Consider the following 11,832-nt stretch of genomic DNA (forward strand, 5'->3'; position numbering starts at 1 on the left):
TGAAGTTTACTACAATCGTGTTAGAAAGCATTCGTCGAATGGATATCTGTCTCCAGTTATATTTGAAATAACTAGACCAATGAAAAAGGTCGGTTAATTGTGTCTATAAAATTGGGGGAAGATCAGAGTTTAACTTTGTAATTGTATGATTTAAGCTATATTTATCTCCTATTAAAAGATCATTCGATAAAACCCTAATTATTCTTGGAGAAATTCCTACAAGTTTGTCTTTTTCTAGATTGATTATATTCATTAATACAAATGAGCTTGAAATCAGAAATAAGAAAAATATTAAAATAATAATATAAAATATAATTTTTTTAATCGTCAATTTATAGTTCATATGTTTTTATTTAAGATTTCTTTGAAAAAGAATTTTTTCCCACTTAGTTCAAATACTCCAAAGTTTAAGTCGGACTGGAAAAAATCTTTTGGTTGTTTTTTTAATATTTCATTAAACTCATCTTTATTCATTGGTTTATTTTTGCATAAGATATTTAATATTTTTTCAAGAGATTCTTTAAAATAAATTGCTTCATCTGGTGGATATAAATCAATATCATTCCAAGATAAACTAAGATTTTCAATATTTAAAATTTTAATGGTCTCCGATTTTTTAGGACCTAGTCTAATTGAAAAACCTTTTTGTTCTTTGCTTATTGGGTAATAAGATACGTGGTTTAATTCATCTCCTAATCCATCATTCGCAATAAATTTTATTTTAGAATAAGGTTCTTTATTTAAAGAGGAAATTATTTTTCCAGAAAATGAGGAATATACAGGTAATAATAATGAAGTAATATTATATTTATCTATTTGTTTTTTTAAAAAATTTGAATTAAAAAGCTCTTCACTTATTTCATAAACAAAAGAAGGATTCCCAGCATAATTTATATAATTGTTTTTAAAATCTTCACAAAAAGTGCAACTTGGATAGGTAATAACTCCATAATTACCAATATATTCTTTGTTTTTATGAACCCAAAAATAAGTTGCTTTAGCTAATATTTGATTTGAAGGATATATTGTATAGAAAGGCCAATTTAGTTCATATATTTCTTTAGAATTGGCCATGCCACTTATCATTACTGTTTTTTTAATTACTCTAGCTGCATTTATAAATTGTTCACTTTTATTCGAACCTAAAATAAACCAATTTTTTTCATTTTCTAATTTCATAGCTAAAGACTTTAATTTAGGAGTATCTTCATGTGGAAAATATTGAAATTGATACTTAGGAAAATAACCACATTTTTTAAATTTTTCAGCAAATATTCCTAAATTAAAAAATAAAGCGGCTTCAAAAGCCCCTTTGTATAAATAGGAATCCTGTGTGTCTTCTGATAAAAATGGTTGTAATACACCTATATTAAATTCAATTTTTTTATTTATCTGTAATGCATTTGCCTGTAAAAAAAATAAATTTATAATAATACAAAAAAAATATTTCATTCTAATTATCATCCAAAATGAATTTTAAAACTGTTTTCATAAATAATTCTGGTTCTTCAAAGTGAGGGTAATGTGCTGAAGCATTGAAGCGGATAATTTTACTTTGATCTTCAATACTAAATTTTATTGTTCCATTCATTAAGTAATCGTGAAATCCATTAATATAAAGACTTTTTTGCTTTAATAAACAGGGATTAAATGATCCAGAATTAAATGTTTCATCATTAAATGAGGAGACTATTTTAAAATAAGCTTCATCAGAATCTTTCACATTATGTTCTGAGTCTATTTTATTCCACCAATTCATAGCAACTTCATTCACCCAATAATATTTTTGTCTTTCTTTTTGTCTCATTTTCAAATCTGAAAAAAGCTTTCGAATTTCAGGTGATATTTCGTAAGGTTCAATGCTAGCACTTGAAATTAACTCTACTGCTTTTTTAAATTCTTCTGGTTGGCTTTTTCTTAAGACAAGAAGATCCAATCCTAATGATGTATTTAAACAATCATTTGGATGAAGACTAGTTCCGGATAAAATAAATTTTAAATCTATTTTTGGATTATTCCATAAGAAGTCATAAACCAAACGTGCGCCATAACTATGTCCATACAATACAGGCGGTAATTTTAAATTAAAAACTTCTTGTGTTGCCATGATAAGATTTTTTAGATCTTCAATATTTCCTCTATGGTTTAAATTTTTTATTTCATGATCTTTTATTTTTGATCTGCCAGAACCTCTTTGATCATAAGTAATAAAAGCTAGTTGTGATTCATAAAATGCATTAAAATAAGTTAAGCCTTCTTCAAAATCTTTTGAATGGCTCCCTGGGCCGCCATGGACATAGAATACACAATGGCCATTCCAATTTTTAGGGGTATGCATTGCTACATAGAGATCATTTATAATAAGAGTTTTGGTTTTCATTTTGATATTCCTTCATCATATGAAATTTTACTTTTATTAAGGATTTTGATAATTAAATTTTGATTAAAATGAGCACTATTAAATATGCTAGATTATTTTTTAAATCACTCCATTAGTATCAAATATTTAACCTGAAGATTATTGCTATAAGGTCTTTTTTTGATCCAAAATAGCTATTTATTTAATTAAATAAAATAAGATAAATTGTCAATATTATTTCAAAACAATAAAATCTATTATAGAAATAGTATATTATTTTAATATATTATAATATTATTGAAATTATTCTTATAATTTTTTTATATTTATATTTATTATAAATTTTTAAAAAAATAAATTAATTATTTACCTGTTTTAAATTAATCTAAATATATTAAATTATTAAAAAGATATTATCGATAAATAATTTGAATAAGATTACCAATATTTATTTTTAACAAATATATTTTAACTACTTTAAAGTAATGTCTAACTTCATTAAAACTTCTTTTAATTTATCAAAATCTCTTAATGTTAAGATGATTTCTCTATTTTCTGTCGTTCCACCACAAGCTAATTTATTTTTTAATTCCGAGCAAAGCAATTTTAAACTTTCCTCATTTTTAGCTTCTGGATCTGTAAAGTTAAATAAAATAGCAACAGGTTTTCCCGCTCTACCCTTTGTTTCTTTTCGAACCTGAACTTTCCCATTGATTTTTTGAGCTGGTCTCTTTTCACTTTTTTGATTTGAGAGCTCACTTCCTTTTAATGATATTGGTTTTTCTTCTTTAGTCGATATGAGGGAGCCTGCCCACTCTAATTTTGTTGGTTTTGTCTTTTTCTTTTCTGTCATAATTCCACCTTATTTGAGTCTTAGCTTATATGTGAGGCATTAATTTTTCTTCACAAATGAGCAAACTGCATGTACAACATACCGTCAACTTTCTCCTTCCTTATTTAATAATACATAGGAAGGCTATTTGCTTTTTACTTATTTTTTTTGGAGTTGTCCTATGTCCGTAAATCCATGGCATCCTTGGCATTCTGTGAGTGTTGGTGAAAAAGTTCCATCAATTGTTACAGCAATTATTGAAATCCCACGTGGCTCTAAAAATAAATATGAAATTGATGCGGATTCTGGATTGCTATTTCTGGATCGCGTTTTATCAAGTCCTATGTTTTATCCCATAAATTATGGTTTTATTCCTCAAACTTATTGTGATGATGGTGACCCTCTTGACGTTATGGTTATTGGCCAAGATCCTGTTCATCCTCTTAGCATGATGGATGTAAAAGTCATTGGTTGTATGAAAATGATTGATGGCGGTGATGCTGATGATAAAATATTAGCTGTTCACGTTGATGATCCTCAGTTTAAGCATATTAATGATCTTAAACAAATGGAAGAAATCAATCCTCATTATTTAAAAGAAATTGAGCAGTTTTTCAAAACATATAAGCTTCTTGAAAATAAAAAAGTTGAAATTGTCGGCTGGTGTGGAAAAGAAGATGCTGAAAAAATAATCAATGAAAGTATTGATTTTTATAATAGAAATAAAGAAATGCTAAAAAAATAATTTAGTATTATAAAATATTTATTTTTAAATATGAAGTCTCCTTATAAATTTAATTGTTATAAGGAGACTTTAATATTAAATTTATAAATTATTTTTTATGATTCTATTGAAGATAATCAATTAATCCCTCTTTATTTAAAACTTTTTGAACTGCAGGTCGATCATAAACGCGTTTCATATAATTTGAAATATTTTTATGATCTTTTGTGCTTATTTTTACCCATTTAGTCCAGCCTAAAATTGTAAAAAGATAGGCATCTGCTATCGTAAAATGTTTGCCCATAATGTAATCTTTATTTGTAAGTTTATCTTCAATGTAGTTTAATAAGTCGTGTAATTTTTTGGTATAAAAATCTATAATTTCTTTTTGAGATGCTTCTGATGCTGTAATATTTTTTGCCTGAAAAAAGGGAGTAAATGCTTTTTGCAGATCCGATGCGACGAAAGAGACCCAACTCATGGTTTCGTTTCGTTCAAAAGTCCCCTGTTTATCAAGGAGCTGTGCAGATGGTTTTTGATCGGCCAAGTATTCAAGAATAGCTGTATTTTGAGTTAAGGTTTTTCCTTGGTCTGTAACAAGAACCGGAACTGCTCCCAAGGGATTGAGCTTGTTAAGTTCAGCAACGTTCAAGTTTTTTTTCCAGCTTACTTCTATGGGGGTGAACTCTAATTCCAATTCTTCAATTGCAATATGGCATGCGGTGGAACAAGTCGCAGTAGAAAAATAAAATTTCATCATTTTTTTTATTCCTTATCTTCGTTTGTGTTTCCTAATTTGCAAAGCCGCTTAAAAAGTAAGTTGAATCCTAAGTTACTGCAAGATTACGTAACAAAATATTTCATTCTGACAAACAAGATTCTTCCTTCATTGAGAAGAAGGTATTGCTTGACTAAAATTACCCAAATCAAGAATATAGGAGCGGCACTCAATCCTTAAAAATACGAGGGAACCCTATGTCTATAAATGAAAAATTAAAAATAACTCCTCTTTATGATGAACATGTCGCTTTAGGCGCAAGAATGGTGCCTTTTGCTGGATGGAATATGCCTGTTCAATATTCTGGTGTTGTAGAAGAGCATAAATGCGTGAGAAATCAGGTAGGACTATTTGATGTTAGTCATATGGGAGAAATTAATGTAACAGGGAGAGGCGCTCTAGATTTCTTACAAATGATGACTGTGAATGATGTTTCAAAAATAATTATTGGACAGGCACAATATAACGCTTTTTGTTATGAAAATGGAACAATTGTTGATGATATTATTATTTATAGAAGAGGATACGATTCTTTTTTTATATGCGTTAACGCAAGTAATATTGAAAAAGATTATTCTTGGCTAAAGGAACACGCTCCAAAACAGGGTGTTATATTAGAGAATTTAAGTGATGATTATGCTCAAATTGCTGTGCAAGGACCAAAAAGTAGAGAACTCGTTTCAAAAGTAGTTGATGTTAAAATAGCAGAACTTGCTTATTATCATTTTGCAGAAGGGAAAGTATTAGGAGTTCCCTCTATTATTGCTCGTACGGGTTATACAGGAGAATTAGGGTATGAATTGTATATTCCTTCTTCTGCAGCTCCTAAAATATGGAAAGCATTAATGCAAGCTGGTGGTGATTTTGGGATTAAAGCTTGCGGATTGGGTGCACGAGACACGTTAAGATTAGAATGTGGATATCTCCTTTATGGAAATGATATGGATCATACTACGACTGCTTTAGAGTGTGGCTTGTCATGGATTACAAAATTTGAAAAAAATACTTTTATTGGTAAAGAATCTCTTTTAAATCAAAAAGAAACTGGTTTAAATAAACGCCTTGTTGCATTTGAAATGCAAGAAAAAGCAATTGGTCGCCATGGTTATAAAGTTTATTCTTCTAAAGAAGGCGAACAAGAAATTGGAATAATTACAAGTGGTAGTCCCTCTCCAACATTAACAAAAAATATTGGAATGGCTTATGTGACTTTTGATTATTCAAAAATAGGTTCTTCAATTTGGATTGAAGTTCGTGGAGAAAAAAAATTAGCAATGGTTGTAAAAAAACCGTTTTTTGTTCATGGTAGTGTACAGGGTTAAAATGCTAAACCAGTTTAGTTGAAAAGGAAAATAGGTATGTCATATCCAGAAAATTTAAAATATACGAAAGAGCACGAATGGATTAAAATTGAAGGAAATACAGCTTCTATTGGTGTTACTAAATTTGCAATAAATCAACTAGGTGATGTTGTTTTTCTTGAATTACCTAAAGTGGGAGCAACTTTAAAACAAAATGATTCTTTTGGAACAATTGAATCTACTAAAACAGTGAGTGAATTATATACTCCTGCATCATGCACTGTAACGCATGTTAACAATGAAATTGTTGATAACCCTGAAAATCTTTCAATTGATGCTTACGAAAAAGGCTGGCTTATTAAAGTAGAAATTAAGCAAGAACCAACAGGACTTTTAACTGCTTCTGAATATGAAAAATATATATCTGGACAAGATTAAAAATAAAAATTCGATAGACGGGTTACAAAAACCCGTCTTTTTTTTTAAAGGGATTAAATATGTCAGGACATCGTTTACTTCCAACAACAGAACAAGATAAAATTGATATTTTTAAATCTTGTGGCGTTAGCAGTATGGAAGATCTTTTAATTGGAATTCCAAAAGAAGTTCGTTTAAAAAGTATTCTCTCTATTGGAGACGGACTTTCTGAGATTGAAATAAAAAGAAAAATTTCACAAATTTTAAAAAATTCTAGAAATAAAAAATCTTCATTAAGTTTTTTAGGTGCTGGTGTTTACGATCATTTTTGTCCCGCTGCCATTAACCAATTGACTTTAAGAGGCGAGTTTTTAACATCTTACACTCCTTATCAGCCAGAATTTTCTCAAGGAACCCTGCAAGCTTTATTTGAATATCAAAGTATGGTTGCTGAAATATTTGGAATGGAAATATCGAATGCTTCACATTATGATGGTTCAACAAGCATGGCAGAAGCCGCTTTAATGGCCTTAAGAATGAAGCAAAATAAAAAAAGAATATTAGTTTCAGCTGGAGTGCATCCTGAATATATTGAAGTATTAAAAACATATTTAACAAATTTAGGTGTTGAAGTTTCTTTAATTCCAGTAAATGAAAAGGGAACAACATCAATATCTGCATTAAAATCTTTATTGGCAGATGATGTTGCTTTAGTTATTGCGCAAAGCCCAAATTTTATGGGATGCATTGAAGACATGCAAGAAATAAGTGATCTTTCTCATTCCAAAGAGTCTTTATTTTCTGCTAACGTAACAGAGCCTTTAAGTCTTGCTCTTTTAAAAACTCCTGGTGAATATGACTGTGATATAGCCACAGGCGAAGGACAAAGTTTTGGACTTCCACAGAGTTTTGGTGGACCTTATGTAGGACTTTTTACAACACGTTTAGAAAATGTAAGGCAAATGCCGGGGCGTCTTTGTGGTGAAACCGTTGATGCTTTAGGTAGAAAAAGTTTTACTTTGACTTTAAGTACAAGAGAACAACATATTCGACGTGAGAAAGCTACTTCTAATATTTGTACAAATCAAAATTTGTGTGCCTTGTGGGCATCTATTTGGTTAGCTTTGGTTGGAAAAGAAGGTTTTGTAGAGTTAGCAGAACAAAATTTAGCCAAAACAGAATATGCAAAATCAGAATTAACAAAAACAGGAAAAGCAAAATTAAGATATTCAAATACGAATACATTTAATGAATTTGTTTTAGATTTAAATACATCTTCTGCTGAATTTATAAAAAAATGTGTTGATAATAACCAAGCTCCTGGTGTTTCTTTACAAAGATTTTTTCCGGACGATAAAAATGGTTTATTAATTGCTGTTACTGAAAAAAAATCTCGTGAAGATATAGATTTATTTGTTGATCTCTTAAAAAGATTTGGATGAGGTAACTATATTATGAATTATTTAAATAAAAAAACGGGACAAAATATTGTATTAGAAGAAGATCTTTTATTTGAACGTTCTCATAAAGGGGGTTATGGTATAGGGCTCCCTAAACTAGATGTTCCTGAAGTTAATTATAAAAAACTTTATGATAAAAGTTTAAGAAAAAATAAAGCAAGGCTCCCAGAACTTTCTGAACCAGAAGTTGTTCGTCATTTTACCAGATTATCTACTTGGAACTACGCTATTGATTTAGGAATTTATCCTCTAGGTTCTTGCACCATGAAGCACAATCCAAGGTTAAATGAAGAAATTGCGAGAAGTTCTGAAATTTGTGAAGCACATCCTTATGATCCTATTGAGTGGACTCAGGGGCATTTACAAATTATGTACGAATTGCAGGAAGATCTAAAAAAAGTAACAGGTATGCCCGCTGTTTCTTTACAGCCAAGTGCTGGGGCGCAAGGAGAATTTACGGGCTTATTATTAATTTCTGCTTATCACAGAAATAAAGGTAAAATTAAAAAAACAATTATTACAGCTGATACTTCCCATGGTACAAATCCAGCAAGTGCTGCTTTAGCGGGTTATAATATTGTTCAAGTACAAACTGGTGAAGATGGCTATGTTACCTTAGATTCTGTAAAAAATGTATTAACAGAAGATGTTGCTGCAATGATGTTAACAAATCCAAATACATTAGGTTTTTTTGAAAAAAATATAGAACAAATTGCAAAATTACTTCATGAAAAAGATGCTCTTCTTTATATTGATGGTGCAAATATGAACGCCGTTTTAGGATTAAGTCGTCCAGGAGATTATGGGGCAGATGTCATTCAATTTAATTTGCATAAAACTTTTACAACACCACACGGAGGAGGAGGACCAGGAAGTGGTCCCATTGCAGTGAGTGAAAAATTAATTCCTTATTTACCAGTTCCAAGAGTGGAAGAAAAAAATGGTAATTATCATTTAAATTATTCTTTTTCAAAATCTATAGGAAGAGTAAAATCTTTTTATGGGAACTATGGAATGTTTATTCGAGCTTGGTGTTACATTAAGGCTCTTGGTGGAGAAGGCCTTCGGAAAGTTAGTGAAAATGCAATATTAAATGCGAATTATATTAAATCCCAATTAAAAGATGTATTGCATATTCCTGTAGACGGAAATCATCTGCACGAAGTTGTATTTAATGATAAAAACCAAAAGGAAAGTGGTTGGGACACATCTAAAATTGCAAAAGCATTAATCGATTATGGAATGCATCCACCAACTGTTTATTTTCCATTATGCGTTAAAAATGCATTAATGGTTGAACCAACAGAAACAGAAAGCAAAGATGAATTAGATAGATTTATTTTATCCATTAAAGAAATTGTTACTTCAAAAGATTCTTCTGTGGTGCATCCTAAGAGAGCTTTCCGTGAAAAAGTAGATGAAGTAAAAGCTGCTCGTGAATTAAAATTAACTTATAAATTTAAAGATGAATGAGATTATAAATCTTTAAAAAAGGATTAAAAAATGAATAATTTTGAATTATATAATCCCGTTAAAATTATTTTTGGAAAAGAATCTATTGGAAGTTTACCATCTTTGTTACAAAATCATGAAAAAATTCTATTTGCGTTTGGTGGTGGGTCTATTAAAGAAAATGGAATTTATGATCAAGTTAAAACAGCATTAATGCATAAAGATGTTTATGAATTTTCTGGAATTGAAGCGAATCCTGAATACGATACTCTAATGAAAGCTGTTGAACTTTGTAGAAAGTGCAAAATTGATTTTATTTTAGCAGTAGGTGGAGGGTCTGTTATTGATGGCTGTAAATTTATTGCAAATGCCGTTAAATTTAAAAAATCGGATCCTTGGAATATATTAATGGGAGAACAGACTGAAAATGCTCTGCCTCTTGGTTGTGTATTAACGCTGCCAGCTACGGGTTCTGAAATGAATCCATTTAGTGTTATTTCAAGAAGAAGTATGCAGCAAAAAAAAGATTTTTCATCGGTTCATTCTTATCCCGTTTTTTCTATATTAGATCCATCTGTTACTTTTAGTTTACCTGAAAGACAAGTGATTAATGGAATTATAGATCCTTTTGTTCATGCTACAGAACAATATTTAACATATAAAATAAATTCTCCATTGCAAGATCGTCAAAGCGAAGCTATTTTAAATACCTTAATTGAAGAAGGTCCAAAAGCGCTTAAAAATCCAAAAGATTATGATGTAAGAGCAAATTTAATGTGGTGTGCGACCCATGCTTTAAATGGGGTTATTGGAAAAGGAGTTCCACAAGATTGGGCAACTCATCAAATTGGTCATATGTTAACCGCATTGTATAATTTAGATCATGCGCAAACTCTCGCTATTATTTTGCCAGCGTTATTAAAACACGAATTTGAATTTAAAAAAGAGAAATTAGTTTCTTATGGAAAAAGAGTATTTAATTTAGATTATAGTTCTGACACCAAAATAGCTTCTACGGCTATAGATAAAACAGAAAAGTTTTTTAGATCTTTAGGTGCAAAAACAAGGTTGTCTGAATATAAAATATCCAAAAATGATTTACCAGATATTGCTAAAAAAGTAATAGAAGTATCAAAAGGGAATAAATTAGGAGAAAATAACCGAATTGGAGAAAACGAAATTTTAGGAATTTTGGAAATTGCATGGACAATTTATGATTAAACTAATCCAATTTTCATAAAAACAGATTCCATATTTATATCAGAAATAATATGATCATTTGAGTACAAATAAAGGTATTTTTCTATATTATGATTGATAATTCCATTGAAAAACCCTTTATTTGATGAAATATAAAGAACTTTGATTTCATTAAAATTTGTTTTAAATGGTAATTTAATTTTAAACAAATCTTCACAGGAATCTGGAAAATTAATAACAGTCCAATAGCTTTTTCCTATTCGGTTAAATTTTATTGATTTAATGTTTGTATTAAATTTATTTGTTAAACATAATCTTTTTGTCATTTCATGAAGAGAGTAATATTTTACTGTATTGTTATTATAAAAATTTAAATCTTTTAAAAATAAATAAAATATGTCTTCTATTAAACTATCTTCTTTTTTTTCAAGATAAATATGACTTTCTACAAATTCATAAAAAATATCATATCGGTTTATATTTAGTTCTTGTTCTAAATATTTAAATGTTTGTATAAAAATATAGAATAACCCATCTTGGTTATCTCCTTCTATCATTTTTTTATACAATGAATTATGAAATTTATTCATATTATTTGTAATAAAAGGCATATCGATGTTTTTTTGTAAATTATTTCTCATTTTTTTTGTCCAATTTTTAGAATTTGCAATTAAACTTTAATATAATTTGGTCTATAACATTATTTATTTTATAAATTAATAGAAAATTGAAATGAGATTTATATCATAAAACTTTTAAGTTACAGAGTAATACAAATATACTCAATAAATTTTTTAATACTTAGTATATGAATTGTCAAACAAAAAAAATGAAATAATGTTTCGCAAGTGTTTTCATACAAGTAAAAAAATATTTTAAATATTTTTTTTTCAATAATTTTTGATCGAATCAAAATTGTTGAATTTTCTACAGAAAATAAGTAAATACAAATATGGTATGGAAATGCTTACAATTCTCTTTATGAAGGAGTCCTCGATGAGCTTAAATATTTGGAATACAATGCACGAGTTTCAAGATATTAAATTAGATAGAACAGAAGATGGTATTGCAAAAATAACGATAAACCGCCCTCATGTACGAAATGCATTTCGTCCTGAAACCGTTAAAGAGTTATTACAGGCGTTTGAAATATGCAGAGACAATTCAAAAATTGGTGTCATAATATTAACCGGTGAAGGCAAAGAAGCTTTTTGTTCAGGAGGTGATCAAAAAGTAAGAGGAAATGGTGGTTATGTTGGTCAAGATGGTTTGCCGCGTTTAAATATATTAGACGTCCAAAAAGCGATAA

Annotated in this window: 12 protein-coding genes; 7 read left to right on the forward strand and 5 right to left on the reverse strand. The window is 29.1% G+C overall.

What is annotated here, in order from left to right:
• Positions 1 to 339 precede the first annotated feature (339 nt).
• From ACIQ56_RS08685 to ACIQ56_RS08695, 3 genes are all read right to left on the reverse strand, one after another.
• Complete coding sequence (locus ACIQ56_RS08685; RefSeq protein ID WP_397600677.1) at positions 340 to 1,452, reverse strand: hypothetical protein; 1,113 nt, start codon at positions 1,450 to 1,452, stop codon at positions 340 to 342.
• Between the two features lies 1 nt (position 1,453).
• Complete coding sequence (locus ACIQ56_RS08690; RefSeq protein WP_397600678.1) at positions 1,454 to 2,380, reverse strand: alpha/beta hydrolase; 927 nt, start codon at positions 2,378 to 2,380, stop codon at positions 1,454 to 1,456.
• 451 nt (positions 2,381 to 2,831) lie between these two features.
• A complete protein-coding gene (locus ACIQ56_RS08695; protein WP_397600679.1) occupies positions 2,832 to 3,212 on the reverse strand; it encodes a hypothetical protein in 381 nt (126 codons plus the stop codon).
• Positions 3,213 to 3,372: 160 nt separating this feature from the next.
• Between ACIQ56_RS08695 and ACIQ56_RS08700 the strand changes: the two genes are divergently transcribed.
• Positions 3,373 to 3,936: an inorganic diphosphatase gene (locus ACIQ56_RS08700; RefSeq protein ID WP_153420003.1), complete on the forward strand. Its 564-nt coding sequence runs from the start codon at positions 3,373 to 3,375 to the stop codon at positions 3,934 to 3,936.
• 103 nt (positions 3,937 to 4,039) lie between these two features.
• Here the strand turns inward: ACIQ56_RS08700 and ACIQ56_RS08705 are convergent, their stop codons facing one another.
• Positions 4,040 to 4,675: a glutathione binding-like protein gene (locus ACIQ56_RS08705; protein WP_397600680.1), complete on the reverse strand. Its 636-nt coding sequence runs from the start codon at positions 4,673 to 4,675 to the stop codon at positions 4,040 to 4,042.
• 215 nt (positions 4,676 to 4,890) lie between these two features.
• On the opposite strand from ACIQ56_RS08705, the gene gcvT reads away from it, so the two are divergent.
• The 5 genes from gcvT to ACIQ56_RS08730 are packed head-to-tail and all read left to right on the forward strand — an operon-like array spanning position 4,891 to position 10,544.
• Complete coding sequence (gcvT, locus tag ACIQ56_RS08710; protein ID WP_397600681.1) at positions 4,891 to 6,015, forward strand: glycine cleavage system aminomethyltransferase GcvT; 1,125 nt, start codon at positions 4,891 to 4,893, stop codon at positions 6,013 to 6,015.
• 36 nt (positions 6,016 to 6,051) lie between these two features.
• Positions 6,052 to 6,432, forward strand: a complete 381-nt coding sequence (gcvH, locus tag ACIQ56_RS08715) for a glycine cleavage system protein GcvH (RefSeq protein ID WP_397600682.1) — start codon at positions 6,052 to 6,054, stop codon at positions 6,430 to 6,432.
• A gap of 59 nt (positions 6,433 to 6,491) precedes the next feature.
• Entirely contained in the window at positions 6,492 to 7,853 is a 1,362-nt protein-coding gene (gene gcvPA / locus ACIQ56_RS08720) for an aminomethyl-transferring glycine dehydrogenase subunit GcvPA (protein ID WP_397600683.1), read from the forward strand.
• 12 nt (positions 7,854 to 7,865) lie between these two features.
• Positions 7,866 to 9,344 carry an aminomethyl-transferring glycine dehydrogenase subunit GcvPB gene (gene gcvPB, locus ACIQ56_RS08725; RefSeq protein ID WP_397600684.1) on the forward strand — a complete coding sequence of 493 codons (1,479 nt, stop codon included), beginning with the start codon at positions 7,866 to 7,868 and terminating at the stop codon, positions 9,342 to 9,344.
• 30 nt (positions 9,345 to 9,374) lie between these two features.
• Positions 9,375 to 10,544: an iron-containing alcohol dehydrogenase gene (locus tag ACIQ56_RS08730; RefSeq protein ID WP_397600685.1), complete on the forward strand. Its 1,170-nt coding sequence runs from the start codon at positions 9,375 to 9,377 to the stop codon at positions 10,542 to 10,544.
• Here the strand turns inward: ACIQ56_RS08730 and ACIQ56_RS08735 are convergent.
• Positions 10,541 to 11,164 (reverse strand): hypothetical protein, encoded by a 624-nt coding sequence (locus ACIQ56_RS08735; RefSeq protein ID WP_397600686.1) that lies wholly within the window; start codon positions 11,162 to 11,164, stop codon positions 10,541 to 10,543. The two genes, ACIQ56_RS08730 and ACIQ56_RS08735, sit on opposite strands and share 4 nt — an antisense overlap.
• Positions 11,165 to 11,519: 355 nt before the next feature.
• Here ACIQ56_RS08735 and ACIQ56_RS08740 point away from each other — a divergent pair.
• The coding region (locus ACIQ56_RS08740; protein WP_397600687.1) for an enoyl-CoA hydratase-related protein at positions 11,520 to 11,832 on the forward strand (313 nt) is incomplete at its 3' end.

Source organism: Silvanigrella sp., assembly GCF_044369315.1.
In the GTDB taxonomy this organism is placed as follows: Bacteria; Bdellovibrionota_B; Oligoflexia; order Silvanigrellales; family Silvanigrellaceae; genus Silvanigrella.